General features: G+C 62.1%; 28 protein-coding genes, 1 tRNA gene and 1 pseudogene. 19 read left to right on the top strand and 11 right to left on the bottom strand.

Translation table 11 applies throughout. The features are described 5' to 3' along the window. Position 1: 1 nt before the first annotated feature. The 3 genes from FJ425_RS23895 to FJ425_RS32495 all read left to right on the top strand — a co-directional run bounded on the left by FJ425_RS23895 (position 2) and on the right by FJ425_RS32495 (position 2,168). Complete coding sequence (locus tag FJ425_RS23895) at positions 2-415, top strand: E2/UBC family protein (RefSeq protein WP_140726471.1); 414 nt, start codon at positions 2-4, stop codon at positions 413-415. Between the two features lie 35 nt (positions 416-450). Continuing rightward, positions 451-1,815 (top strand): ThiF family adenylyltransferase, encoded by a 1,365-nt coding sequence (locus tag FJ425_RS23900; RefSeq protein ID WP_140726474.1) that lies wholly within the window; start codon positions 451-453, stop codon positions 1,813-1,815. A 158-nt stretch (positions 1,816-1,973) separates the two neighbouring features. Next, positions 1,974-2,168, top strand: coding sequence for a DUF6527 family protein (locus tag FJ425_RS32495; protein WP_246677993.1), 195 nt, complete (start codon positions 1,974-1,976; stop codon positions 2,166-2,168). 73 nt (positions 2,169-2,241) lie between these two features. Here FJ425_RS32495 and dgt read toward each other — a convergent pair whose 3' ends face one another. From dgt to FJ425_RS23920, 3 genes are read right to left on the bottom strand one after another with little or no spacing between them, the layout of a single operon-like run. Further along, positions 2,242-3,540 (bottom strand): dGTP triphosphohydrolase, encoded by a 1,299-nt coding sequence (dgt, locus tag FJ425_RS23910; RefSeq protein ID WP_140726480.1) that lies wholly within the window; start codon positions 3,538-3,540, stop codon positions 2,242-2,244. Positions 3,541-3,547: 7 nt separating this feature from the next. Beyond that, complete coding sequence (locus FJ425_RS23915) at positions 3,548-3,769, bottom strand: hypothetical protein (RefSeq protein ID WP_140726483.1); 222 nt, start codon at positions 3,767-3,769, stop codon at positions 3,548-3,550. 57 nt (positions 3,770-3,826) lie between these two features. Beyond that, entirely contained in the window at positions 3,827-5,287 is a 1,461-nt protein-coding gene (locus FJ425_RS23920) for a site-specific integrase (RefSeq protein ID WP_140726485.1), read from the bottom strand. Between the two features lie 143 nt (positions 5,288-5,430). On the opposite strand from FJ425_RS23920, the gene FJ425_RS31695 reads away from it, so the two are divergent. From FJ425_RS31695 to FJ425_RS23945, 6 genes are all read left to right on the top strand, one after another. Next, a tRNA-Gly gene (locus tag FJ425_RS31695) sits at positions 5,431-5,506 on the top strand. A gap of 402 nt (positions 5,507-5,908) precedes the next feature. Continuing rightward, positions 5,909-6,766 carry a hypothetical protein gene (locus FJ425_RS23925; RefSeq protein WP_140726488.1) on the top strand — a complete coding sequence of 286 codons (858 nt, stop codon included), beginning with the start codon at positions 5,909-5,911 and terminating at the stop codon, positions 6,764-6,766. Continuing rightward, complete coding sequence (locus tag FJ425_RS23930) at positions 6,763-7,353, top strand: hypothetical protein (RefSeq protein ID WP_140726490.1); 591 nt, start codon at positions 6,763-6,765, stop codon at positions 7,351-7,353. Before FJ425_RS23925 ends, FJ425_RS23930 begins: the two co-directional genes overlap by 4 nt. A gap of 276 nt (positions 7,354-7,629) precedes the next feature. After that, positions 7,630-7,929 (top strand): hypothetical protein, encoded by a 300-nt coding sequence (locus tag FJ425_RS23935; RefSeq protein WP_140726493.1) that lies wholly within the window; start codon positions 7,630-7,632, stop codon positions 7,927-7,929. A gap of 24 nt (positions 7,930-7,953) precedes the next feature. Beyond that, positions 7,954-8,151 (top strand): hypothetical protein, encoded by a 198-nt coding sequence (locus FJ425_RS23940; protein WP_140726495.1) that lies wholly within the window; start codon positions 7,954-7,956, stop codon positions 8,149-8,151. Between the two features lie 238 nt (positions 8,152-8,389). Further along, on the top strand, positions 8,390-8,773 hold the full coding sequence (locus tag FJ425_RS23945) for a hypothetical protein (protein WP_140636619.1): 384 nt from the start codon (positions 8,390-8,392) through the stop codon (positions 8,771-8,773). Positions 8,774-8,951: 178 nt separating this feature from the next. Here FJ425_RS23945 and FJ425_RS23950 read toward each other — a convergent pair whose 3' ends face one another. Next, positions 8,952-9,392, bottom strand: a complete 441-nt coding sequence (locus tag FJ425_RS23950; protein ID WP_095769871.1) for an Lrp/AsnC family transcriptional regulator — start codon at positions 9,390-9,392, stop codon at positions 8,952-8,954. Between the two features lie 127 nt (positions 9,393-9,519). On the opposite strand from FJ425_RS23950, the gene rocF reads away from it, so the two are divergent. Beyond that, complete coding sequence (gene rocF / locus FJ425_RS23955) at positions 9,520-10,452, top strand: arginase (protein WP_140636618.1); 933 nt, start codon at positions 9,520-9,522, stop codon at positions 10,450-10,452. Between the two features lie 2 nt (positions 10,453-10,454). Continuing rightward, positions 10,455-11,513 carry an ornithine cyclodeaminase gene (locus FJ425_RS23960; RefSeq protein WP_140636617.1) on the top strand — a complete coding sequence of 353 codons (1,059 nt, stop codon included), beginning with the start codon at positions 10,455-10,457 and terminating at the stop codon, positions 11,511-11,513. 539 nt (positions 11,514-12,052) lie between these two features. Here the strand turns inward: FJ425_RS23960 and FJ425_RS23965 are convergent. From FJ425_RS23965 to FJ425_RS23990, 6 genes are all read right to left on the bottom strand, one after another. Further along, positions 12,053-13,051 carry a substrate-binding domain-containing protein gene (locus FJ425_RS23965; RefSeq protein ID WP_140636615.1) on the bottom strand — a complete coding sequence of 333 codons (999 nt, stop codon included), beginning with the start codon at positions 13,049-13,051 and terminating at the stop codon, positions 12,053-12,055. A 12-nt stretch (positions 13,052-13,063) separates the two neighbouring features. Continuing rightward, the gene (locus FJ425_RS23970) at positions 13,064-14,080 is read right to left on the bottom strand and encodes an ABC transporter permease (RefSeq protein WP_140726497.1); all 1,017 of its coding nucleotides are present in this window, start codon (positions 14,078-14,080) and stop codon (positions 13,064-13,066) included. Further along, complete coding sequence (locus tag FJ425_RS23975; protein ID WP_181165069.1) at positions 14,077-15,576, bottom strand: sugar ABC transporter ATP-binding protein; 1,500 nt, start codon at positions 15,574-15,576, stop codon at positions 14,077-14,079. Before FJ425_RS23975 ends, FJ425_RS23970 begins: the two co-directional genes overlap by 4 nt. Before the next feature lie 138 nt (positions 15,577-15,714). Further along, positions 15,715-16,680 carry a sugar ABC transporter substrate-binding protein gene (locus tag FJ425_RS23980; RefSeq protein ID WP_140636609.1) on the bottom strand — a complete coding sequence of 322 codons (966 nt, stop codon included), beginning with the start codon at positions 16,678-16,680 and terminating at the stop codon, positions 15,715-15,717. Between the two features lie 166 nt (positions 16,681-16,846). Continuing rightward, a complete protein-coding gene (locus FJ425_RS23985; RefSeq protein ID WP_140636607.1) occupies positions 16,847-17,722 on the bottom strand; it encodes an SDR family oxidoreductase in 876 nt (291 codons plus the stop codon). A 143-nt stretch (positions 17,723-17,865) separates the two neighbouring features. Beyond that, on the bottom strand, positions 17,866-18,885 hold the full coding sequence (locus FJ425_RS23990; RefSeq protein WP_140636605.1) for an LLM class flavin-dependent oxidoreductase: 1,020 nt from the start codon (positions 18,883-18,885) through the stop codon (positions 17,866-17,868). Positions 18,886-19,143: 258 nt separating this feature from the next. Between FJ425_RS23990 and FJ425_RS23995 the strand changes: the two genes are divergently transcribed. Both FJ425_RS23995 and FJ425_RS24000 read left to right on the top strand, forming a co-directional pair. Next, positions 19,144-19,899 (top strand): COG4280 domain-containing protein, encoded by a 756-nt coding sequence (locus FJ425_RS23995; RefSeq protein ID WP_140636603.1) that lies wholly within the window; start codon positions 19,144-19,146, stop codon positions 19,897-19,899. Then, complete coding sequence (locus FJ425_RS24000) at positions 19,896-20,105, top strand: hypothetical protein (RefSeq protein ID WP_140636601.1); 210 nt, start codon at positions 19,896-19,898, stop codon at positions 20,103-20,105. The genes FJ425_RS23995 and FJ425_RS24000 overlap by 4 nt, the downstream gene beginning before the upstream one ends. Before the next feature lie 419 nt (positions 20,106-20,524). On the opposite strand, the gene FJ425_RS24005 is transcribed toward FJ425_RS24000, so the two are convergent. After that, on the bottom strand, positions 20,525-21,157 hold the full coding sequence (locus tag FJ425_RS24005) for an isoprenylcysteine carboxylmethyltransferase family protein (RefSeq protein WP_140636599.1): 633 nt from the start codon (positions 21,155-21,157) through the stop codon (positions 20,525-20,527). 199 nt (positions 21,158-21,356) lie between these two features. Here FJ425_RS24005 and FJ425_RS24010 point away from each other — a divergent pair, with 199 nt between their 5' ends. The 6 genes and pseudogenes from FJ425_RS24010 to FJ425_RS32165 all read left to right on the top strand — a co-directional run. Next, complete coding sequence (locus FJ425_RS24010) at positions 21,357-22,136, top strand: hypothetical protein (protein WP_140636597.1); 780 nt, start codon at positions 21,357-21,359, stop codon at positions 22,134-22,136. Between the two features lie 503 nt (positions 22,137-22,639). Continuing rightward, positions 22,640-22,999 (top strand): metalloregulator ArsR/SmtB family transcription factor, encoded by a 360-nt coding sequence (locus tag FJ425_RS24015; protein WP_140546515.1) that lies wholly within the window; start codon positions 22,640-22,642, stop codon positions 22,997-22,999. Then, entirely contained in the window at positions 22,983-23,486 is a 504-nt protein-coding gene (locus FJ425_RS24020) for an SRPBCC domain-containing protein (protein ID WP_140546516.1), read from the top strand. Before FJ425_RS24015 ends, FJ425_RS24020 begins: the two co-directional genes overlap by 17 nt. Before the next feature lie 151 nt (positions 23,487-23,637). After that, positions 23,638-24,315, top strand: a complete 678-nt coding sequence (locus tag FJ425_RS24025) for a winged helix-turn-helix domain-containing protein (protein ID WP_140636595.1) — start codon at positions 23,638-23,640, stop codon at positions 24,313-24,315. 45 nt (positions 24,316-24,360) lie between these two features. Continuing rightward, a complete protein-coding gene (locus FJ425_RS24030) occupies positions 24,361-25,749 on the top strand; it encodes a HAMP domain-containing sensor histidine kinase (protein WP_140636593.1) in 1,389 nt (462 codons plus the stop codon). A 246-nt stretch (positions 25,750-25,995) separates the two neighbouring features. Next, a pseudogene (locus tag FJ425_RS32165) lies at positions 25,996-26,133 on the top strand (IS110 family transposase); the annotation flags it as partial.

Here is a 26,133-nt window from a genome sequence, read left to right on the forward strand (position 1 = left end):
CATGACCCTCCGTCGCCAGTTCGACCTGCTCCCCGTCGACCGAGAGTTTCTCGAGGAGTACGAACTGCCGTGGGAAACGATCGTGGATGGCTCCCAGTGGGTGCTCATCCACGATTTTCCGACGCCACACGGCTACAACCACGCGCGCGTCACCGCGGCGATCCGTATCGAGACCGGATATCCGAACACCGAGCTCAACATGGTGTATTTCTTTCCAGCCCTCGCGCGGATCGACGGCAAGCCTATCGGCGCAACGGAGGTGCAGCAGCCGCTCGACGGGAAGTCATACCAACGCTGGTCTCGTCACCGTACTGGAGCGAACCCCTGGAAGATCGGGCGCGACCATCTAGGGACGCACATCATCCTGATCGAAGACTGGCTGGAGCGGGAGTTCGAAAAATGCCCCCTCGCATAGCGCTTGCATTCTCAGGCGATCAGCATGCCCACCTGATGAGCTTCCTGTTTCCCGGAGATGGCAAAGAGGTCGTGGCGATACTGCTTTGCGGGCGGCGCGAAGGCGACCGCAGCCATCGTCTCGTAGTCCGGGAAATCCACGGAATTCCCTACGACGACTGCTCCGAACGCACACCGATGCGGGTCACCTGGCCACCCGATTATATTGCGCCGATGCTGGATCGGGCCGGGGCCGAAAGGCTTTCTGTGGTCAAGGTCCACAGCCATCCGACTGGCTATGGCGCGTTCTCCGGAATTGATGACGAGGGCGACGCCCGCCTCCTGCCGATGATCCGCGGATGGGTCGAAGCGGACATTCCGCACGGCAGTGCCGTCATGCTGCCCTACGGCCAGATGTTCGGCCGAGTCCTTTTGGGCGACGGCAATTTTGCGCCGATCGATTGCATCTCGGTCGCGGGCGACGATCTCCATTTTTGGTACGCCGACACGGGTAGTGCCATATTGCCCGATTTCGTCGCGTCTCATGCGCAGGCTTTCGACGAAGGCACGATCCAGCGGTTGCGCCGCTTGTCCTTTGCCGTTGTCGGGGCCTCCGGTACGGGAAGCCCAACCGTCGAGCAACTTTTGCGGCTCGGTGCGGCCGAGATCGTCATCGTCGATGACGATCACATGGAGGACCGCAACATCAATCGGATCCTGAACTCGACGATACAGGATGTGAAGGACAGGCGCAGCAAGGTCGACGTGCTGGCCGATGCTGCCGAACGGGTCGGGCTTGGTACGCGTATCATCCGAGTGGCGAAGAACCTCTGGCACCCTGACGTCGTCCGTGAGGTCGCCCAGTGCGACGTGATATTTGGCTGCATGGACACGATCGACGGTCGCTATCTCCTAAATGCGCTCGCCTCCTACTACACGATCCCGTATTTCGATATCGGCGTCCGTCTCGACGCCGTAAGGGATGGTTTTGGCAGGGGCCGCATCCGAGAAGTTTGCGGCACCGTCAACTATCTGCGGCCTGGTCGCTCCAGCCTGATGAGCCGTCGGTTGTTCACAATGGCCGACGTTGCCGCGGCCGGGCTCCGTCGTAACGACCCGCACGCTCATGAGCGCCAGGTCGAAGACGGATACATCAGAGGCATCGTGGCGCATCGGCCCGCTGTCATCAGCGTGAATATGTTCGCCTCTGCACTCGCCGTTGATGAGTTCCTGGCCCGCGTCCATCCCTTCCGGGAAGAACCCAACTCGAACTATGCGAGCGTGACATTTAGCCTTGCCAGCATGGAACTGATCAGCGATCCCGAGGAAGGCATCTGCGATATTTTGGGTGGCACCGTGGGTATCGGCGACACAACTCCGCTACTCGGCATCATGGAATTGGCCCGATGCCCGCCATCTTGAACTGGCTTCAGTCCTTTCTTGAGGGGGCGAGGGCGCGCCTCAATCAATGGCTGCGTCCGCCATATCGCACGGTGATTGCGCGGGATTCCCTCCCAAAAAGGCTAAAGCGGAAAACCATCTATGTCGTTGAGGACGACGGGTTTGAAGAACAGGCGGCGATGCTGTGTCCTTGCGGCTGCCGTCGCGTCCTACACATGAACCTGCTTCCGGATGAACGCCCATGCTGGCGTCTCACTCGGCATCGGGATGGCACTGCAAGCCTTCACCCTTCCGTCTGGCGAAAGAAGGATTGCAGGTCACATTTTTGGTTCAGACACGGCCGTGTCGAATGGTGTCGGGAGATCGACACGTAGCGTGGGACAAACCGAGTATGACAGGCACCTGAGTCGCCCGTCGCCGGGCATTTCCTAAGGAGCGCCCAACCGCTTATCGTACGATTGGATCCAGGACGGATCCACCAGAGAGGCCACACAACCTCGCGTGCAGCGCCATAACTTCATGCTCAGTCAAGCTTGCGATGCAGTCAGCTGCAAATCTGGCTCTTTGTCCTTCACCAATTTCCCAAATGTACCTTAATCTAACAGGCAGAAAGTTTGGGCAACCATTTTCCGAATTCTCCCATAATATATTGAACAATTCTGCTATTACCCTCTTTTGTCCTAACTGCTTAGCTATCAAAGAAGGATTCGAAATAATATACTGCTTGGTAATCTGCTTTAGAAGTTTGACCTCAGCTAAGGTGTCCAACGGAATATGTAGCCCGTTTCCCCCTTCGGTCAACTTCGCGGCTGTTAGGAAGCGTCCAATTAGGAAGGATGTCAGGCTGCGAAGCGCCACTCGCTGCTCGCGAGAACCTTCATAAGTGGTATTTAGGAGCACACTAAAGGTGGTGTTAAGCACGAGTGCTAGGCGGTCGAACCCTTTGTTCAATTGCGCAAGTGCGTCAATCGGAGCCCCGAACCAGACCTCATGAGTCTTGCGAATGATATCTTGGGAGCCTTCATTAAGGATGTGGTTCCAGGGTATTGCTCCGACCCTATGAAAGTCCTCCAGATCGTGAACTGAATAGGCGATGTCATCGGCCCAATCCATCAGTGCGGCTTCGGTAGTTTGGAACGCGTGGTCTTGGTACTTTCTCGCGAAATCAAAGTCGGCTTGATCGACGGTGTAGGCACCCCACTTTTTCCTCCTTTCTGGCTTTGTTGGATCTCGCGTCCAAGGGTACTTTAAGCAAGCCGCAAGGGTGGCGCGGGTCAAATCCAATCCGAGACAGTCGGGATATCGAACGCCCAGCTTGGTCAAAATTCGAAAAGTTTGAGCATTGCCCTCGAACCCGTCAGAATCTTCCTTGGCCTCCACTAGTTCGTTGAGTTTGCTTTCTCCAGCATGCCCGAATGGAGGATGACCCAAATCGTGCGCGAGGCAAGCAGCCTCCACCACCTCGACATCAACGCCCAGTTTCTTCGCGAGCTTGGGATCGGCATTGATACAATTTTGAGCGAGCCTTCTCCCGACCTGGGCTACCTTGTACGTGTGTTGTTGCCGGGTGTGAAACACATCGGCTTCGCCTACCCTAACGATCTGAGTAACGCCGGCGAGACGATGCAACGCGGAAGAATACTGAATTCTATCGCGGTCGACTTCAAATGGTCTTCGCTGGTCTTTTTCAGGTGTGCTGTGGAGGCGCTTTCTCCGAGCCGCATCCGTCCATTCACGCGATGCCATTCGTGGCTTAAGCAGCCTGCAAAGTTTTGCCTGGCCTGAAGAAACGCATCTCTCTGTCGATACGAATCTGATTACGGCTCATGGCTAGATGCAATGCAGCCTGCACCTCTCGGCGCGAGTATCCGTCCGCCGTGAGAAGCTCGACGAGCCGCTTGGGATCAATGGCTCGGTTTTCTTTGCGGATATGCCGCAGCAATGCATCTCTTGCCTCAGCGATTCGCTGTTCCATGCGACGGTCTCCCTCGGTCACAACGTTGTCTCATACCCATAAATTTTTGACAACAAGTTAGGTTGCAGGCTGCATGCCATCGTTGGCGGGACCAGCTTCGCGCGCGGCCATCACGTCCATCACGATAGCCTTTACACGCGCTAGATCGATTCCCTCGACCAAGAGGCGAGTGGACAATAATTGAGTGAACTCATCAGGGTCGGTCAAACCATCCCGCGCTGCCGATTTCCTGAGGGGCTTGTGCGACGCGTGGTTGCGTCCGGCGAGCGCGGCAGCAATTTTCTTCGTCACTCGATTGGCGGCACGACGGGACGGATCGTTTTGCACGTGAGCGTAGATAGCCGTCGAACGCGGGTTCGAATGACCCAGAATCGCACCCGTCAGTGCCAGCGCTTCACCTGTTGAGATCGCGGTCGAGCCGATCGTATGCCGAAGCGTGTGAGGGGTAACGCCGGGAAGCTTCGCCTTCTTGATAGCCTTTGCCCAGATACGCTTGGTGCCCTGGAAATAGCCGTCGCCTCGCTCCGCTGGGAATACGAAATCGCTGCCTGCCTCACGTGGCAGGCCTTCGAGCAGCGTGACAGCGGCAGCTCCTAGCGGTCGGATTGATTTGCCCGTCTTGCTGTCGTCGAGTTCCAAAAGCCCCTCGCTGAGATTTACCTCGGTCCATTTGAGCGACGCAATCTCCTCTCGTCGGCAGCCAGTCAACGCCCAGAGCCGTGCAATATTGACCGCCTTTGAATTGACCCCTTCGGCTTCCAGCTCATCCAGAGCCGACCCGAGACGCGTCACCTCGTCAAGCGCGAGGAAGCGTTTTCGCTGGTTGTCCGTCTTGCGGACGGCTGCCGTCTCGCAAGGGTTCCTCTGGACGATTTCGCTACGGATCGCGAAACTGAAAACAGCCGATAAGTCCCGCACGACCTTGCGAGCGGCTCCCTCACCGCCTCGTACAATGATGCGTTTTCGGGGGCCGACCTTTTCGTCTCGATTCGTCTTTCCAGCGGTGACGTCGCGGACGAATCGTTCGATGTCCCCGGCATTCAATTCGCTGACGCGCTTATGTCCGAGCAAAGGTACAACATGGTTGCGCAGGCGTGCCAGCGTGAGTTGCTTGGTCAACGGCTTCATTGCCTGACCTTGCCGCTGCCCGCGCTGAATAACGCAGCCTTCCTCTTCATACAGGTCGACCAAGCCGACGATCTTCATCTCACGCCGCTTCAAGCGGCGCTCATCCGCTGGATCCTCACCCTTGGCTACACCACCAAGAACAATTTTCGCCTGCTTGCGCGCCTGTTCGGGAGTGAGAGGGCCAAACCTACCTATCGTTACGAAGCGCTGGGCTGCCGATCGACCACCGCCTTCGGCACGGTACCGGACGACGAAAGTCTTGGCCCCGCTAGTTTCGACCCGAAGGCCGAAGCCGGCCAGTTCGCTGTCCCAAATGAAATACCGCTGGTCTCTCTTATCGGCGGAATCAACCACCCGTTTCGTAAGAGCTACGCCGACGCGCTTTGCCACAGAATGATCTCCTCAAGACCCCTCTTGGTCAACACCTGGTCAACACCTGGTCAACACCGAGAAGAAAAAGCTCAGGCTACCTTAGCGAACGACCGAAAATAACGTCAAGTATTATCAACATGTTATCGTGCTATCGGATATTAGCGGATACTGTGGAGTAGCCTCTCTCTAACCTTGCCAAGGTTGGGGTCGAGCGTTCGAATCGCTTCACCCGCTCCAGTTTCCTTCAAGGAAGCAAGCGCTATGAAAAAGGGCCGGATCGATCCGGCCTTTTTCATTTTTGCCACCGACACAAATGTTGGACGCTCATGGCGCCGGCCGGTGATTACGCCGTGGCCGCGGTTCCGATCCGGCAGCGCGACAGCCGATAGCGACTATCTCGCTATCCGACTATGGCGGCCTCGTTAAGCACGCCAATTATTCCGTATAAAACAGTTGTTTAGCTTCCCTGTGTTCGGCGTTTAACTGCCCTGCGTCAGTAGATTAACAAGTGAGACTTGACTGACGGCGACAGCATTAGCTATCGTAAGTGCATCGGCGTCACTTTATTGAGCGCAATCTCATCAATTTGTTCGCATCTGTAGAGCGCTAAAGGCATTTTCTAAACCTTGGGGGCTGCTGATGGCTTTGAATCGCTTGGAAAAACTTGGTCGATGCGCCGCATTTTTGCTCGCCATGACTCTTGTTCATTCAAGCTCGGCGTTGGCCGCCACCTCCTCCGAAAAGGTGCTGGAAAATCCTAGGCAGCAGTATTTAATATTTAAGGCGGCGGTGAAGTCCATATACATCTATAACACCGACTATGGTGAGGCCGCGAATGGCGGATACAACCTAGTGGATTGCGACGTCGTTAGTCCCGACCATTATCTCGCTTCTTTCGGCAAGGATGGGCGCACGATGGTGCGCAGCAAAAGAAATGAACCGGTGGCGGGTCTCTTGCTGACGGCCCAATCAACGGTATCCATGGTCGAAGCTTTGAAGCATGCAGGTTATCCGGCCTCCGTTGCGGACCGGCCGATACAGCAATTTGAAACCGCCGCCATCGCATTTTTCGCTCGCAATCCCGATTACGACGCCATCGACACAAGTGATTTCTACGACTTGCTCGACAAGTTTCATAAACAGGTATTTTCCGAGGCCGAAAAATATCGAGCAAGCGCCAAGAAGAAATTGCCTGATCTGATTTATTTGACGGATTGCGGTGATGGAGAATGGCCGGTGCATGTCCGTACAATCCCGTCCAACGGCCGAGTGGTTTGGATACCGGAATTTTTCTATCGACTCTGCAAGGTGCAGAAGCTCGACCCGGACAATGAGAAGCAATGCGACAGATGGCGCGAGGCGCCGGACAACATTGTGAACGTGATTGGCGACTACCGATATCGCGCAAGCTGGCCCGACGGAAGTTTAAAAACAGGCGCGCTCAAATTCGCGAATCGTGAGCAGGAACACCTGACGATCCGAAAGCCGTCAAAATGAGCGGCCTTGAAGGCTTTCGTGATCTGCTCAAGGAATATACGGCTCTCCTGGGTTGGGCAGTTGCGACGGCCGCGTTGCCCTTCATGACCAGTTTGGCGGGCTTCGCCCCGCCTTGGCCGCCCGGCGTGCAGTTGCTCACGGCATTGGTGGGTCTGCTCGTTCTCGTTCTGGTCTACCAACTGCTGAGAGCTTCGCTTCGAAAGAGAACGAACCGCACGGTGCTGATTGGCGCTGGCGTGTTCGTGGCTGCATGCGTTCTGTATTCAGTCTTGTTTTCGCTTTTTGTCTTCGAGATACCGGCCATCAAGCAAAATCGTGTCAAAGGGTTTATCTGCACTCCGGAGGCTCAGCTGGTCTTCGCATCGAAATGCCCCTATCTCGACCTTGACGAGTTGAGCGGTGCTCAGTTCGAGGCGGGTCGGCTTTGGACCGCTCCCTCCATCGCGGCAATGCGCACGATGATTCTTGCCGATTGGCTGATCATGTTTGGAGCGCTCGCAGCCGTTTTTGGAAGCTTTGTGGTGTTCCAGAGCGATCAACCGCCGCGTCGAAGGACCAGCAACCATGACGGCGGTGCCCGATCATGAAGAGCGGTTGAGAAAAGGCTCGGCAGGCGAGGGCGCAAATTGCATCCTGACGGCCTTGCCTTCGCGTAGCGTCCGCCTTCCGGAAAGTATCCGCTGCCCATCAGACTTGAGTCGCATGCCGAAGGGACTGTAGAGCCTCTTTTGCCGGGCGCCCGACAACTATATGTTGTGTGAAAGTGCTGGAATTAATCCGGCCGGGCAGTCTCGCGGGAGGCATTCCCGCAAGTCGTTACGTTGGGGCATAGCTGGAGCAATTCCAGGAAAGTGTGAGCGGTTATGCTCGGCGACTTCGCCGTAGCCTTCCGTTCGGAATTGCGTCAAAGCAAGATAGAACAGACGTCGGCCATGAGGTTCACAGCCTTACAGGATCCGTGCGGCCAATGGATGGTGTTTGATTTGCGGTCCGGTTTCCCGGCGCGAATACCGGACATGCTGCTGCTTGGCCCGACTCGCGAGGAGGCGCAGCAGCTCGCGGGGCAGGCAAATGAATTCCTCTCGGTGCCGCGCTCGGCCGTACCTCTTTCTCGATATTTGATCGCCCCGCGATGGAACGATTGGGCATCGTCGGAAATTTAGCTTGCGCTAAAACAAGGAGCGCCCATGAGGTTCGCGGCAATGCAGGATCCCTGCGACGACTGGCTTGTCTGCGATCTGGTTTCCGATCTCCCGGCGGAGATAGCAGGCCGGCTGCTGATCGGGCTGACGCAATGCGAAGCCGAGCACCTTGCCGACCAGGGCAATGCCGAGCCAATCGGGCAGGCCGTCGATTGGCCGGTCCCATTCGCCAGCGTCGCCTGAAGGCGCCCGGCCTCGGCGACCCGCCTCGCCGACCGCGCATCGGCGATTCAACCCCAGATCACATCGGATAACATTTGCGTTCCACCTCCGTTTCAACACCGGGGCGGCTTTCTATATGTCGTTTCTGGGCCGAGATCCGCCGGCGGCGAATGGCCAGCACCGCGACACGACGCGACCGGACGGCCCGTTTTCGGAAAAAGCGGTCTTGCCGCTTCCTCCATCACGAGGAGATGTCATCATGCGTTCTTTCACCCCAAAACTCATCGCGGCCGCCTCGATCTTCGCGGCCATACCGCTTTCGAGCGCCTATGCCGTGCACCGCCACCATAGGGCGCAGGTCGACACAATGACCACGGCGTCGGTGCCGGCGGAGCCCGAAGCGAGAGCCGCGACGCAGCAGCTGCTTGGCGTGAAGCAAGGTATCCGTGCGGCCAGGCAGGCCGGCAAGATCACGCAGGAACAGGCCCGCGACCTGATGCGGCAGGCCGATAGCATCCAGCCCGCCGGCGGCCGTTCTGCGATCGGGCGGGTCAATGAGCTGGACCAGCGGCTCCGAAACGTTACCGGCCAGGGAATCTATATGGGCGACGGCTCGGACGGCGGCTATTATCCGAACGGCTGACCGCCTGCATGAGCGGTGCGATGCGGCAGTCATGGAGCAATTCCGGGAAAGCCGGATCGTGGCCCGGCGCCGTCGCCTTCGGCCCGCATCGCACGAAGTAAGGACCTGAAGCGGCCCGGCGTTTCGCAAGATCGCCGAACCGCTTCACGCCTTGGCGCTGCCGTCACCGATCCTGCCGCTACGCCAGCCGCGCCCGCGTCGTCCTCGGCGTCGCCAGCAGCAGGCTTGTCTCGCTCCCCGTAATGCCGGGGATCAGCCGGATGCGGCGCAGCACCGCGTCGAAATCCGTTAGCGTGGCGGTGCCGAGCTCGACCACCAGGTCCCAGCGGCCGTTGGTGGTGTGGATGGTCGAGACCTCGGCGAGGCCGCCGAGCGCCTTGACGACGCGGTCGGCGGCGTGGCCCTCGATCTCGATCGTCATCACGCCGCGTATCTTCTGATCGACCGCGTCGGCGCGCAGCACCACCGTGTAGCCGATGATCTCGCCGGACTTTTCCAGCCGTTCCATCCGCGACCTGACCGTGGCGCGCGACACGCCGAGATCGATGGCGAGGTCGGATACGCTGCGCCGCGCATCGTGCCTCAGCAGCGTCACCAGTTTCTCGTCGAGAGCGTCCATGGCTTTCCATTTCGATCAAATCATCTGGTCAATATGATAGATTAGTCTTCTCGAAATGCCAATTTTCGCTGTTCAAACCGCCAGCGGCTGATGGTTCACTCTTCCAATCAATCGCAAGGTGAGAAAAATGCGCTGCAGGATCGTCGGCGCGCCGGTGCAGGACGGCGCGGGCAGGATGGGATGCGAAATGGGGCCGAGCGCGCTGCGCACGGCAGGGCTGGTCTCGGTGCTGGCCGAGCTCGGCCATGAGGTCGAGGACTGGGGCGCGGTCGAGAAGGCCGCGGCGCGCCCGGTGGTGCACGGCAATCTCGCGCTGAAGGCGCTGCCGGAGATCTCCGCCTGGACGGCGGCGATCGCCGAGACCGCCTACACGGCGTCGCGGGACGCCATGCCGATCTTCCTCGGCGGCGACCATTCGATCTCCGCCGGCACCGTGTCCGGCGTGGCGCGCCGCGCCGCCGAGCGCGGCCGGCCGCTCTTCGTGCTGTGGCTCGACGCGCATCCCGATTTCCACACGCTCGACACCACCACCAGCGGCAATCTGCACGGCGTGCCGCTCGCCTATGCCAGCGGCCAGGCCGGCTTCAAGGGCTATTTCCCGGATCTGCCGCAAGCAGTCGACCCGGCCCGCATCTGCGCCATCGGCCTGCGCAGCGTCGACCCGGCCGAGCGCCGCGCGCTCACTGAAGCCGGCATCACCGTGCACGACATGCGCGCCATCGACGAGCACGGCATCGCGCCGCTGCTGCGCGCCTTCCTGGCCCGTGTCGAGAAGGAGAACGGGCTCTTGCATGTCAGCCTCGACGTCGATTTCCTCGATCCTTCGATCGCGCCCGCCGTCGGCACCACCGTGCCGGGCGGCGCCACCTTCCGCGAGGCGCATCTGGTGATGGAGATGCTGTCCGATTCAGGCCTCGTCTCGAGCCTCGACCTGGTCGAATTGAACCCGTTCCTCGACGAGCGCGGCCGCACCGCCACCCTGATGGTCGACCTCACCGCCAGCCTGATGGGCCGCCGCATCATGGACCGCCCGACCCGCAGCCATTCCGGAAGCCTCTGATCATGACCCAGCCTTCGCGCCTCGCCATCGTTCCCTTCGTCAGCGTCGACCGCATGATGAAGCTGGTGCTCGCCATCGGCGTCGAGCGCTTCCTCACCGAGCTCGCCGCCTATATCGAGGAGGATTTCCGCCGCTGGGAGCTGTTCGACAAGACGCCGCGCATCGCCTCGCACAGCCATGACGGCGTCATCGAGCTGATGCCGACCAGCGACGGCAAGATGTACGGCTTCAAATATGTCAACGGCCACCCGAAGAACATGCGCGAGGGCCGCCAGACCGTCACTGCCTTCGGCGTGCTCGCCGATGTCGGCTCCGGCTATCCGATGCTGCTCACCGAGATGACCATCCTGACGGCGCTGCGCACCGCCGCCACCTCGGCCGTCGCCGCCAAATACCTGGCGCCGAAGGGTTCGCGCGCCATGGCCATCATCGGCAATGGCGCCCAGTCCGAATTCCAGGCCATTGCCTTCAAGGCGCTCATCGGCATCGACCGGCTGCGGCTCTACGACATCGACCGCTCGGCCTCGGAAAAATGCGCCCGCAACCTCGCCGGCAAGGGTTTTGATATCACCATTTGCTCGACCGGCCAGGATGCCGTGGAAGGCGTCGACATCATCACCACGGTGACCGCCGACAAGCAGTACGCCACGATCCTCACCGACAACATGGTCGGCTCCGGCGTCCACATCAACGCCGTCGGCGGCGACTGCCCCGGCAAGACCGAGCTGCACCGCGACATCCTCTTGCGCTCCGACATCTTCGTCGAGTTCCCGCCGCAGACGCGCATCGAGGGCGAGATCCAGCAGCTCGACGCCGATCATCCGGTGACCGAGCTGTGGCAGGTGATGACCGGGAAGGCCGAGGGCCGCAAGTCGGCCGAGCAGATCACGCTGTTCGATTCCGTCGGCTTTGCCACGGAAGATTTTTCCGCGCTGCGCTACGTCCGCGACCAGCTCCAGGCCACCGGCCTCTATGAGGAGCTCGACCTGCTCGCCGACCCCGACGAGCCGCGCGACCTGTTCGGCATGCTGGAGAGGGCGGCCATACAGCCGGCGGCGTGAGGGAGTTCGTTGAGGCGATTTCATACGGCGGGATAATCGCATAGGGCGCTCCCCTCTCCGTCCCGGCTTCGCCGAGCCACCTCTCCCCCGCCTCTGGCGGGGGCGAGGAACCCAAGCTTGCGAAGGCCGTGCCCTCGGTGATTAGCGTTTCCTCTCCCCAGAAACGGGCTACGCTATGCACACATCTTCTGTGACTGGCGCGACTGATCGACCTGAGGCTTGATTGCCAGGTGGTTCCCCCAATCCGTCGCTGCTTCGCAGCGCCACCTTTCCCCCCTCCGGAGGGAAAGGAAGGGAGCGTTGCTGGACTGGCGTTGACGGCAAAAAGCTTGGCCCCTTTCCTCTACCCCGTCGATCGGGGGAGAGGTGGCTCGGCGAAGCCGAGACGGAGTGGGGGTCGATCAGCGCGCTGCCATGCACGCTATCGCCAAAAGCCGGCCGCTTGGAAATGTGCATGCCGTGGATGAAATGGGGGAGAGGTGGATCGGCGCGCAGCGCCGAGACGGAGCGGGGCAGCGCCCGCATCGACAATTGCCAGGCTACCCCCGTGCCGCGCAGCTTTCCCTCTCCACCAGAACCGGCGCCAGCACCTCGCGCCTTGAAGGCGCTTCCGGCTCGCCCAGCCTCTCGAGCAGCAGGCTCACCGCCAGCGTGCCGATCTTTTCCACCGGCTGCGCGATCGTCGTCAGCGGCGGCCAGGTGGTGACGGCGTAGGGGATGTCGTCGAAGCCGATCATCGACATGTCGTCGGGAACGTGCATGCCGCGCGAGCGCAGCGCGGTGACCGCGCCCATCGCCATCAGGTCGTTGCAGGCGAACACCGCGGTGATGCCGGACGCCTGCGCCATCAACTGATCCATCGCCAGGCGGCCGCCGGCGAAATGATAGTCGGAATCGACGATCGACGACGCCGGCAGCTCCACGCCTGCCTCGCCAAGCGCGCGGGCAAAACCGCGCAGGCGGGCCGGGCTGGAGCTCGAATCGCGCGGACCGCCGATGACGCCGATCTTCCTGTGGCCGAGCCCGGCCAGGTATTTCCCGGCGAGATAGCCGCCATGGTCGTGGTCGACCAGCACCGAATCGACATTGACCGACTGGATCTCGCGGTCGAGCAGCACCGCCGGCACGCTGGGCAAGAGGCGGGCGAACACCCGCGCATGGTCGGACGAGCCGGCGAAGATCAGCCCGTCGATCTGCTTGGCCATCAAGACCGAGAGATAGCGCTCCTCCTTCTCGGCATTGCCGTCGGAGTTGCACAGGATCACCGTGTAGCCGGAAACGAAGCCGGCGTCCTCGATCTGCCGCGCCACGCTTGCGAAGAACGGATTGGAATTGTCGGGGAGCAAAAGACCGATGGTCTTGGTTTCGCCGCGCCTGAGGCTGCGCGCCACCGAGTTCGGGCTGTAGCGCAGCGCCGCGATCGCGGCGCGCACGCGCTCGGCCGTTTCCGGCTCGACGTGACGCGTATGGTTCATCACATGCGAGACGGTGGCGACGGACACCCCCGCATGGCGCGCAACATCGGCGATCGTCGTCATGGCCCGTTCCCCTCAGCGGATTCTCCGCAACAGCCTCTCCCGATACGCGTCTAGGATGACCGCGAGCACGATGACAAGGCCGATTACGATGGGTTTGAAATTGTCGCCGACGCCGAGCAGCTGCAATCCGGTGGAGAGCACCTGCAGGATGCAGGCGCCGACCAGCGTGCCGATGATCGAGCCCTTGCCGCCGCTGAGGCTGGTGCCGCCGATGATGACGGCGGCAATCGCATTGAGCTCATAGCCGACGCCGGCGATCGGACTGCCGATGTTGAGGCGCAACAGATAGACCATTGCGGCGATGCCGGCGGTGAGCCCGCTGATGGTGAAGGCGGCTACCTTGTAGAAATCCGGATTGTGGCCCGACAGCCGGACCGCCTCATCATTGGTGCCGACGGCAAAGATCATGCGGCCGAAGACGGTGAAGCGCAGCACGAACCAGCCGGCGGCGATCACCAGCACCGCGACCAGGAAGATCGACGGCAGGAAGCCGCCGATGATCAGGTTGCCGAAATCGACAAAACTCTGCGGAAGGCCGGTGATGGTGGAATTGTCGCTGACCACGCGCGCGGCGCCCGCCGCCATGTTGAGCATGCCCAGCGTGACGATGAAGGAAGGGATCTTCCAGCGCGTCGAGATCCAGCCATTGAGGAAGCCACACACCGCACCCGTCGCCATGCAGGCAAGCAGCGCCAGCGTGATTGCCGCGGCCGGCGACAGGCTCTCGTTGATCATGACGGTGGCGCCGACCACGGTGCACAGCGCCAGCACCGAGCCGACCGAAAGGTCGATGCCGCCGGTGAGGATGACGAAGGTCATGCCGGCCGCCAGCACCGTGTTGATGGCGATCTGGACGAAGATCTTCAGCGCGTTGCCGGAGGTAGCGAAATAGGGGGCGGTGGCCGAGAAGAACAGCATGATCAGCACCAGCGCCAAGAGCACACCGGCATCGCGCACCAGGAAGCGCAGGAATTTCGCCCGGCCCGGAGAAACAGGCGCCGCCACGGCTATCTCGGACGTCTCGCTCATGGTCGCACATACTCCTGATAGGCGAGCGACAGGATGCGCTCCTGGTCGAAGTCGGATCGCGGCACCTCGCCGACGATCTTGTTTTTCGAAAAGACGATGATGCGGTGGCACATGCCCATCAATTCAGGCAGATCGGACGACACCATGATGATGCCCTTCTGCCGCGCCGCCAGCATCCACAGCAGCTGGTAGATCTCGCGCCGCGCGCCGATGTCGACGCCGCGCGTCGGCTCGTCCAGGATCAGCGTCGAGGTGCCGCGGAACAGCCATTTGGCCAGCACCACCTTCTGCTGGTTGCCGCCGGAGAGATTGCGCACCGCCTGCTCGATCGAGCTCGCCTTGACGCGCAGCTGGCCGACGAGATCGTTGGCGGCCGCAGCCTCCGTCTTTCGGTTGAGCAGCCCGTTGCGCGAGATCTTGCTGAGATCGGTGATGGTAATATTCTTGTCGACGGCCATGTCGAGCAGCAGGCCTTGGCCCTTGCGGTCCTCGGTGAGCAGGCTCAAGCCATGCCGCACCGCATCCTTGGGCGCGGCGATCGCCACCGGCTTGCCGTCGATCTCGACGACGCCGTCGAGCTTCGGATCGGCGCCGAACAGCGCCCGCATCGCTTCCGTGCGGCCGCTGCCGACCAGGCCGGCGACGCCGAGGATCTCGCCATGGCGCACGGCGAAGGAGATGTCCGGGGTGGAGACGTCGCGCTTCAGATTGGCGACGCTGAGCGCGACCTTGCCCAGCACGATCGAAGCGTCGAAACCATATTCGTCGGCGATGTCACGGCCGATCATCATGCGCACCAGGTCGGGCACGGTGAGGCCGTGCAGGTCGCGCGTCGCGACCAGTCTGCCGTTGCGCAAAATGGTCACCCGGTCGCCGATCTCGAACACCTCATGCAGCCGGTGCGAGATGTAGATGATGGTGACGCCCTTGGCCTTCAGCCGCTTGATGATGGAAAACAGCCGCTCGATCTCCGGCGGCGTCAGCGTCGCCGTCGGCTCGTCCAGCACCAGAAGCTTCGAGTCGTAGCTCAGCGCCTTGGCGATCTCGACCAGCTGCATCTGCGCGACGCCGAGCGCCTCGACGCGTATGCGCGGATCGATGTCGAGGCCGACTTCCTTGAGCAGCACCAGCGCGCGGCTGTTGAGCGCCTTGCGGTCGACGATGCCGAAAGCGCGGCGCGGCAGGTTTTCCAGCATCAGATTCTCGGCGATGCTGAGATAGGGCAACAGGTTCAGCTCCTGATGCACGACGCGGATGCCGCTCTGCTGCGCGTCATGCGGCGTCTTCGGCCGGTAGGGCTGGCCGTTGAAGGCGATCAAGCCCGAATCCGGCTGGTAGATGCCGGCGAGCAGCTTGATCAGCGTCGACTTGCCGGCGCCGTTCTCGCCCAGGATGATGTGGGTCTCGCCGCGCGCGATCGATAGCGACACCTCGCTCAGCGCGATGGCGCCGGGAAAGGTCTTTCCGACCCCTTCAAGAGAGAGAATCGCATCCATGGGCGGCAGAATCCTAAACCGTGCCCGTCGGCGACGATAGCGGCGCGGACGCTCGTCACCGCCGCCGGAACTGGCGGCGGCGGTGACGAGAGAGACAAAGCCTGGCGCCGGAAGGGAGTGCCGGCGCCTAGGCTCTCCTCATGCCGTGACCAGCTTGACGTCGGTCTTGACCCAGCCGGAGAATTTCTCGCCGGCGAGCTCGCGCAGGCCGTAGTCGATGCCCATCGCCGCCATCTTCGCGCCATACTGCTCGACGGTGGCGAGCATCTTGCCTTCCTTCAGCAGCGGACCGACGGCCGGGATGTTGTCGAAGCCGACGACCTTGATCTGGCCGGACTTACCGGCAGCGTCGATCGCCTTGACGACGCCGAGCGCCATCGAATCGTTGGCCGCCATCACGCCTTGGATGTCGGGATGCTGGGTGAGGAAGTTGGTCATCAGCGTGTTGGCTTCCTCGGTTTCCCAATGCGCGGTCTTGGAGTCGAGCAGCTTCAGCTTGTACTCCTTCACCGAATCGTCGAAGCCGAGCTTGCGCTGCTTGGCGTTGTCGGCCTCGGGATTGCCCTCGAGGATGACGACCTTGCCGCCCTTGCCCAGCGCCTTGCCGAGCGCGTCGCCGGCCAGCTTGGCGCCGGCCCGGTTGTCCGGACCGAAGAAGGCGAGGTCGATGCCGGCCTTCTTCTTGGCCTCGGTGTCGAGCGCCACGTCGATGTTGATGACCTTGATGCCGGCCTTCAGCGCCTTGGCGATCGGCGTGACCATGGCCTTCGAGTCGGCCGGCGCGACGACGATGATGTTGTAGTTCTGGGTGATGAAATTCTCGATCGCGTCGACCTGCGCGGCGAAGTCGCGCTCGTCCTTCATGCCGACGGCGGCGAAGTCGAACTTGTCCTTGTTCTTCGCCGCATACTCCTCCGCGCCGGCCTGCATCTGCTTGAAGAACTCGTTGGCCAGGGACTTCATGACCAGGCCGACCTTCGGCTTGTCGGCGGCGAGAACCGGCCCGAGCGGCAAAGCGAGCGCGCCGGCGGCCAAGGCGCTGGTCTTAAGGAATTGGCGGCGCGAGAACGAGCCAAGCCCATGCGTGTTCGAAATCTTGCTCATTAGTCTCCTCCACTTGATTGAGCCGTAATCGGTTACGTAACCGATTACGCCGGAGAGTAGAGCGCGAATTTGGAAAGTGTCAATATCAGGAGCAGCCCCCGACTGGAGGGTTGGCCGCATTCATCCGCGTCTTCAACCACTTGGTTGAAGGTGAGCGCGTGAAATCCTATCCGAAAAATGCCCGTGCGTAAGTCCGGGCGAACTCCCTGAAACTGGTCGGCCGGACACCGAAGGCGTCGTGCGTGGCGAGATGGACGCGGGACTTCGGCCGCCTAAGACGCTCTTGCAACTGCTCGCCAAGCGCATCGACAAAATCCGCAGGGGCACCGCTACCGAGCAGCGTGCGGCGGCGTTCTTCCCAGCTGACCGGGACATATCTCACCGGCCTTCCAATCGCGGCCGATATCCGTTCAGCCAGCTCGTGCATCGTCAGCGCTTCCGGCCCTGTCATGTCCAGGCTCTCGCCCTGGTGGCCGCCGTCCCGCAACAGCCGGCAGGCGACCTTCGCGATGTCCTCGATGGCCACCGGCGCAAGCTCAATGCCGGCGAAGGGCAACCGCAACTCGCCGTCCCGGCTTATGGTCGAAGCCTCCCTGAGATAGACCTGCATGAACTGCGAAGGCCGAAGATGCGTCCATGCCGGGCCTGCCGCTTCGAGATGGTCTTCGATCTCTTCATGCATGCGCGTGAACCGGAATTTGGCCGGATCGAACCCGATCCCGGACTCAGCTCCGGAAAATTTGACGACATGCTGGACACCGGCCTGCCGGCACAGATCGATGAAGTTGCATTGCGTTTCGCGCATATCCGGTGTCCCCGACGAGATCAGCAACACCCGCGTGACGCCCTCAAGCGCGGTCTTGACATCGTCTCCAGCCCGCATGTCGCCTTCGATCGCGTCGATGCCCGGCAGCTTGTCGAGACCGGCGGCCGACGCCTTGTGAGCGCTTCTTACCAAAGCCCTCGCCGGCACATGGTTTTGCGCCAGCTCACGAACAATTATCTGACCGCTCAAGCCGGTCGCGCCCGTCACCAATATCATCCGTCTTTCCTTTTCACGGCCGGCCGAATCCGCCCGGCAAAACGCCTCGCCCTGCCAAGACGAGACGGCGGATGAAAAGGATTCTCGACTGTCGAAAAAAATTTACCGGCCGCGACCCGGGTCGGCCGCGGCTGGATCAAGCGTCACCGCCAGCCCAGCGCCGGCGCGACATGCTTCAGGATCGACTCGATGACATGGGCGTTGTAGTCGACGCCCAGCTGGTTGGGCACGGTGAGCAGCAGCGTGTCGGCCTCGGCGATCGCGTCGTCCTCCTTCAACTGCTCGATGAGCACATCCGGCTCGGCGGCATAGGTGCGGCCGAACACGGCGCGCTTCTCCGGCTCGATATAACCAAAATGGTCCTCGCCCTCGCTGCCGCCGAAATAGGCGCGATCCATGTCGTTGACGAGAGCGAAGATGCTGCGGCTGACCGAGACGCGCGGCTCCCTGGCATGGCCGGCTTCCTTCCAGGCGGCGCGGTAGGCTCTTATCTGCTTGGCTTGCTGGACATGCAGCGGCTCGCCGGTCTCATCGAACTTCAGCGTCGAACTTTGCAGATTCATGCCGAGCTTGGCCGCCCACACGGCCGTGGCGTCGGTGGCCGCGCCCCACCAGATGCGTTCGCGCAGGCCCGCCGAGAAGGGTTCGAGCCTGAGCAGGCCGGGCGGGTTGGGGAACATCGGCCGCGGATTGGGCTGAGCGAAGCCTTCGCCGCGCAACAGGTCGAGGAATATCTCCGAGTGCCGGCGCGCCATGTCGGCATCGCTCTTGCCCTCTTCAGGCACGTAGCCGAAATAGCGCCAGCCATCGATCACCTGCTCGGGCGAGCCGCGGCTGATGCCCAACTGCAGACGCCCGCCGGCAATCAGGTCCGCGGCGCCCGCATCCTCGGCCATATAGAGCGGGTTCTCGTAGCGCATGTCGATAACGGCGGTGCCGAGCTCGATACGCTTGGTCCTGGCGCCGGCCGCGGCAAGCAGCGGAAACGGCGAAGCGAGCTGGCGGGCGAAATGGTGGACGCGGTAATAGGCGCCGTCGGCGCCGAGCTCCTCGGCCGCGACCGCGAGGTCGATCGACTGCAGCAGCGCGTCGGCGCCCGAGCGCGTGCCCGATTGCGGCGAGGGCGACCAATGCCCGAACGACAGAAATCCGATCTTCTTCATGGCTCCATTCCTGCTGGAGCGGCCCATCGACCGCTTGAACTTCTTGTTGCTCCAGCAGATAGCCAGGGCAGTGCTGCGATACAACGGACACCGAACGGATACAGACCGTCAATGCGTTCTGCGAATGTCCGCCCTCGCGTCAGGGCGTGATTGGGCCGGAGGCGGCGCCGATCGCCTCATCCCTGGCATTCTCTGCGCCGCCAAAGCGCTGTATCGTTCACGCTACCCGATGATTCCCGAGCATTGGACGAAGCCTGCATGCATGGCCTGACCCCCATATTTTCCACCGTAACGGCCTCTTTCCTGGCATCCTTCGTCGAAGTGGTCGAAGCCTTCACTATCGTGCTCGCCGTCGGCGTGACGCGCAGCTGGCGCCCGGCCCTGACCGGCGCGGCCCTGGCGCTCATCTTGCTTGCGGCGCTGGTGCTGGCATTCGGGCCGCTGCTGGCGCTCGTCCCCATCACCGTCCTGCAATTCGTGGTCGGCGTGCTTTTGATCCTGTTCGGCATGCGCTGGCTGAGAAAGGCGATCCTGCGCAGCGTCGGCGTGATCGCGCTGCATGACGAGGAGCAGGCCTTTTCCAGGGAGACGGCCGCCTTGCAGCGGCAGGCCGCCGACCGCCGCGCCGAGTATCTGGCGGCCGTCGCGTCGTTCAAGGCGGTGCTGCTCGAGGGCGTCGAAGTGGTGTTCATCGTCATTGCCGTCGGCGCCGCGCACGGCCAGACGCTTTATGCCGGCCTCGGCGCGCTGGCGGCCTTCGTGCTGGTGATGCTGATCGGCCTTGCCGTGCATCGTCCTTTGGCCCGCGTGCCCGAGAATGCGCTGAAATTCGTCGTCGGCCTGATGCTGACCAGCTTCGGCGTGTTCTGGACCGGCGAAGGCCTCGGCGCCGAGTGGCCGGGCGCCGACCTCGCTCTGCTCGCCATCTTCGTCGTCATTGCCGCCGCATCCTTCGCCATCGTGCGCTGGCTGCGCGGCGCCTACCCGGCGCCCGCCGAAGGAGTAGTCCGATGATCCGTCTGGTCTTCAACGAACTCGTCGGCATGTTCGTCGACGACGGCAGCCTTGCGCTGCTGACGCTGATCCTGATCGCTCTGATCGCCGCGGCGGTAAAATTGCTGGCGCTGCCGCCGCTCATCGGCGGCTTACTGCTTCTCGCCGGCTGCCTGGCAATTCTCGTGCAGAGCACGCGCCGCGCCGCGCGCGGCAGGACGCGTTAATCGGCGTTCATTCAGGTGAAGCTGCGCAACCGCTGGAGATCGGTGGAGCCGCCCGAACCTCGTCATCCACGAGCGTAGCGACGCGAAGCGGAGCGCAGACCCGAGGATCATTCCGTGACTTTGGCCGTGGAAACGCAGCGCAAACGCTGGAGACTGGCGGAAGCCTCTCAACCTCGTCATTCCAGGGCGAAGCAGGAGCGAAGCTCCGTCGCGAAGACCCTGGAATCCATGCCGTTACCTTGATCGAAGGGCACAGCGGAGCAGAATTCTACACCGTGGCAACGCCTCGACGTCACGGAATGGATTCTATGGTCTTCGCGCGTCGCTTCGCTCCTTGCTCCGCCATAGAATGACGATAGCGATGGGCATTTCGGCTAGTCTCCAAGGCATGCTGCGTGCCGGCATGGCCCGCCGCCCAACTAATAAACCGTGAAAAGCGTCGGCAGGTCGCCGCTGAGGCGCAAATACTCGACCGCCTCGATCACCGGAAACAAAGCCAGGAAATAGAGCCCGTCGCGAAACGTATTCCGCAACGCCATCGTCGAAAACAGCCACTGCGCCTCGTCGTGGTAAAGCAGCGGGTTGGGCCAGAAGCGCGGCGTGCGGTTGGCATAGGCCGCATAAGCCGCGCCGAACTTGCCGGCGAGGTATTCGGCTTCCTTACGCGCGGTGAAGCGGAAGACGAGATAGCTCGCCAGGCCGAGCATGACGGCCGCCAGCACCGACCCGAACATCAGCCCAATTCCAGTCGCGCCGAGGGTCGAGAAGAAATAGAGCGGATTGCGGGTCACCGAGAACGGGCCGGCGACGACCAGTTCGTTGTTCTTCTTGCCGCCGACATAGAGGATGCTCCACAGCCGACCAAGGAAACAGACGAGCACCAGGCCGAAGCCGACCGTCTCCATCAGCTCGTGCCCGTTCGAGCCCTCGCTGAGGAACGGCTTGGAAAACAGCAACAGGACGATAGCCATCACCGCGGCCGCCTGCACGACGATCAGGCGCTTGTGCTGGTCGAACGCCTTCGGCGCCGATTTGAGGGATGTGTAGGCCATTCTCACCGTTCCGACGCCAAGAAGGCGCGCCAAGCTTGTCTAGCTTCTCTGCCGCGTGATGGCGAGGCCCCGCGGATGTTTTTGGCCAATCTTACGAATTTGTAAGAACGCGGACAGGCCGCGGTGAATTCGCCTGCTTAATTTGGGCGTCGCCGCCATACGGAATTCGAGGTGGCTCGAACGAACAACGGATCGCGCCATGATCTCTCAAGCCGACAGCCTCGCGCCCAACCGCGTCCCGGACGTCACGATCGATTTCTGGCTGATCAAGATCATGGCGGTGACCATGGGCGAGACGGCGGCCGACTACCTCGCCGTCAATATCGGCCTCGGCCTTACCGTCACGTCCTTGATCATGGGCGGCATCCTCATCGTCGCGCTCGTCCTGCAGTTTGCGCAGAAACGCTATGTACCTTGGGCCTATTGGCTCGCGGTCGTGCTGATCAGCGTCGTCGGCACCCTGGTCGCCGACAACCTCGTCGATGATTTCGGCGTGCGGCTGGAGACGACGACCATCGTCTTCTCGGTCGCCCTAGCCCTGACTTTCGCGGTCTGGTACGCCAGCGAAAGGACCCTCTCGATCCACACCATCTTTACCGCCAGGCGCGAGATCTTCTATTGGCTGGCGATCCTCTTCACCTTCTCGCTCGGCACGGCTGCCGGCGATCTGGTGGCCGAGCGCTTCGATATCGGCTATCTCGCCACCGGCCTCATCTTCGGCGGCGTGATCGCGGCGATCGCTTTTGCCTGGTTCTTCCTCGGCCTGAACAGCGTCCTCGCCTTCTGGCTCGCCTATATCCTGACCCGGCCGTTCGGCGCCTCCTTCGGCGACCTGCTCTCGCATCCGGCCGGATATGGCGGGCTGGGCTTCGGCGTCACCTTCACCAGCCTGACCTTTCTCGGCTGCATCGTGGCCATCGTTCTCCATATGACGCTGAGAAAGCTGATCGACGAAGACGAGCTGGCGCTCCTCGACTAGAGGCGCCGCACAGGATTTTGACCGGTCGGCTCTGTTTGTGTTGGCAGGTGGCATGCGTTGGAGATTGGCCGAAACGCCCATCGCGACCGTCATTCCAGGGCGGAGCAGGAGCGAAGCTCCGTCGCGAAGACCCTGGAATCCATGCCGTTACCTTCGCCAAGGCGTGCAACGGAGCAAAATTCTGCACCGAGGCGGCGCTTCCAAGTCACGGAATGGATTCTATGGTCTGCGCCGCGTCGCTTCGCTCCTTGCTCCGCCATAGAATGATGACGTTGGGCGGCTTCAACCAATCCCCGGCGTTTGCGCTGATTTCACCGAAGTGAACGGAAATCTTGCCCTAAGACAAACGCCAACCTTTCAAAATCCCTGTCCGGGGAACTAGAGCATGTCGACATTCACCATAAGTTGCAGCAGCGAGACGGGCCCGGGCGGAGGCGGTCGGCGGCGCAGCACGCCCGCTATCCCTTGCGCGCCGCTCATCGATGCGTTAGATACTGAACCAAATGGTTCAGTATTCGAAACCCAGCCTCGATGTCTCGTTCGCCGCGCTCTCGGACGCCACACGGCGCGGCGTTCTGGAGCAGCTCGGACGCGCGGAAGCCTCGATCACGGACCTTGCCGAGAAATTCCACATGACCCTCACGGGCATGAAGAAGCACGTCGGCGTCTTGGAACAGGCGGGGCTCGTCACCACCCGGAAAGCCGGGCGGGTGCGGACGTGCAGGCTCGGCCTGCGCGGACTGGAGGAAGAGGCGGCTTGGATCGAGAGATACCGCCGGCTTTGGGACGCACGCTTCGAAGAGCTGGACAGGGTTGTCGAGGACCTGAAACGGAAGGAGGAAGTCGATGGCACAACGGAGTGAGCCTGCTCGCACGACGGTAGAACGGAGGTCCGACCGTGAGCTGGTCGTTACGCGAACCTTCGACGCCCCGGCGCGCATCGTGTTCGAGGCGTGGACCAAGCCCGAACTGTTCAAGCGGTGGTGGGCGCCGAAGTCGATGGGGATGATCCTGCGTTCCTGCGAGATGGATGTTCGCGTCGGGGGCGGGTACCGTTTGGCGTTCGGCCACGACGCCTCGAACCCCGCTGAGTTCTTCGGCAGGTATATCGAAGTGGTACCGTACTCGCGCCTCGCCTGGACCAACGACGAAGGCGGCGACGGTGGACCCGTCACCACGGTGACCTTCGAGGAAAAGGATGGCAAGACGCTGTTGGTCATGCACGAGCTCTATCCCTCGAAAGAAGCTCTCGACGCTGCCGGCACCGGGGCGGCCGATGCGATGGGCGAGACGTTCGGGCAACTGGACGAGCTTCTCCTCACGCTGGGCGCGAGCGCGGGACGACCATGAGGTCGCTCTCACCGCCGGCCGCCCGGTTCTTCGCGACTGCCCTCGTCGGCCCGCGATGGATATCGGCTGTCTCTCGCAAAAATGTGAAGCGGCACTCGGTCCGAAAGCTCGTAAAAACAAATGGTTGAGGCGGCAAGGACAGCACTGGGCGATGCGACTTCTGCTTGTTGAAGACGATCCGAGAACCGCGGACTATATCGTCAGGGGACTGACCGAGGCCGGCCATGTCTGCGATCTCTTACGCGACGGTCATGACGGGCTCTTCGCCGCGACCCGCAACGCCTATGACGTGATCGTCGCCGACCGCATGGTGCCCGGCCTCGACGGCCTGTCGATGATCAAGGCGGTGCGCGCCGCCGGCATCCGTACGCCGGCTATTTTCCTGACCTCGATCGGCGGCGTCGACGACCGCGTCGAGGGCCTCGAAGCCGGCGGCGACGACTATCTGGTCAAGCCCTTCGCCTTTTCCGAGCTGCTTGCCCGCATCCATGCGCTCGGCCGCCGGCCGGCTGCGCAGGAGCAGAAGACGACTTTGCGCGTCGCCGACCTCGAAATGGACCTTATCCAGCGCCGCGTCACCAGGCAGGGCCAACCGATCGACCTGCAGCCGCGCGAGTTCAGCCTGCTCGAGGTGCTGATGCGCGGCGAGGGCCGCGTCATCACCCGAACCATGCTGCTCGAGCGCGTGTGGGATTTTCATTTCGACCCCAAGACCAGTGTCGTCGAGACGCATATCAGCCGGCTCAGGGCCAAGGTCGACAGACCGTTCGACGTGCCGCTGATCCACACCGTGCGCAATACCGGCTACAGCCTGCATGTCCCGGCCTGATCTTGCCTCCGCAATCGCGGGGCGGCCAACCGCCGGCGCGATCGCATGAGCGGGACGCGCTCCAGCCTGCTGCGCAGCACGCCGTTCCGGCTGGCGCTGACCTTCGCCTTCCTGTTCCTGCTGGCCTTCATCCTGTCCGGCGCTATCGTCTATCAGCTGATGAGCGCCTCGCTGGCCAGGCAGCTCGATCAGTCGATCAAGGAGACCTATTCGCTCATTGCGGCGACCCATGCCGAGGGCGACGAGGAAGACCTCGTTTCAACCGTCAGGGACCATGCCCAGTTCAGCCAGGACAAGGACCAGATCTTTTCCCTCACCGATCGGAACGGCAACCGCCTCGCTGGGGATTTCACCGCTTCCGGCCTACCGGAGGGTTTTTCGATGTTCGCTGCCGAGTTGCCGGGTGTCCCGCCCCATACCGAATACCGCGCTTACTCAGGAACGGTCGGCGACAGCAAGCTGACGGTCGCCTTCTCGCTCTCGGAAACCGAGGATCTCGAAACCATCGTGCTGATGAGCTTCGGCTGGGCCACGCTCTTCATCACTGTCCTGGCGATCGGCGGCGGCGCCATGCTTGCCTCGCGCGTCCAGCGGCGCCTGGACGGCATCGCCGACACCATGGTCGACGTCTCGCATGGGCGGCTCGACGCCCGCATCCCGCTGATCGGCAATGGCGACGACATCGACGCCGTCTCGGCCCAGGTGAATTCCGCGCTCGAGCGCCTGTCTGCCCTGGTCGACGGCATGCGCGAAGTGAGCGCCAACATCGCCCATGATCTGAAGACGCCGCTCAACCGGTTGCAGATGATCCTGGAATCGGCCGCCGACAAGACGGTGTCGGGCGAGGATGTCTCGACCGAGCTGACCGACGCCCGCGCCGAGAGCCAGCAGATCAACAGCACGTTCGACGCTTTGCTGCGCATCGCGCAGATCGAAGCCGGCGCCCGCAAGGCGCGCTTCGTCGATCTCGATGTCGGGCCGGTCGTCGAGACCATCGGCGAAGTCTATGCCGATGTCGCCGAGGACGACGGCAAGTCTCTGTCCACCGTGATCGTTCCGGATACGAAATGGTACGTGCATGGCGACCGCGACCTGCTCATGCAGATGTTGGCCAATCTGGTCGAGAACGCGCTCAGGCATTGCCCGCCGGGCACCGCGATCGAGCTCTCGGTGACCAAGGCAGGCAACCACGTCCTCATTCATGTCCGCGACAATGGCCCGGGCATTCCCGCCGAGGAGCGCGAGAAAGTGTTCCGCCGGCTCTATCGGCTCGATGCCAGCCGCACGACGCCGGGCAGCGGCCTGGGCCTCAGCCTTGTCAAGGCGGTGGCCGACCTGCATGGCGCCGCGATAACGCTCGAGGACCGCAATCCGGGTCTCGGCGTTACAGTCAGCTTTCCGGCTGTGCGAACTCCGGTGACGTCGTCATTCTAGGGCGGAGCAAGGAGCGCAGCGACGCGCGCAGACCCTAGAATCCATGCCATGACTTCTGCCGAGGAATGCGACGGTGCAGAAGATTCTGTAACCGCTGCAACGCCTAAACGTCACGGCATGGATTCTAGGGTCCACGCGGTACGCTTCGCTTCCCGCTCGCCCTAGAATGATGGGTGGACGGCCCCTTGCGGCATCGAATGTGCCAAACTGGCCGTGTTGAAACCCCAGCGGAGGAGACCGTCCGTCATGCAAGTTATCAGATTTGGAATCGATCTGGCCAAGAATGTGTTTCAGGTGCACGGCGTGGATGCGGCAGGACAGGTGGTGGTGCAACGCCAGCTGCGCCGCGCGCAGGTGGAGAAGTTCTTCGCCGCGCAGCCGCCG

It is taken from the genome of Mesorhizobium sp. B2-7-2 (genome assembly GCF_006440775.1).
Lineage (GTDB): Bacteria > Pseudomonadota > Alphaproteobacteria > Rhizobiales > Rhizobiaceae > Mesorhizobium.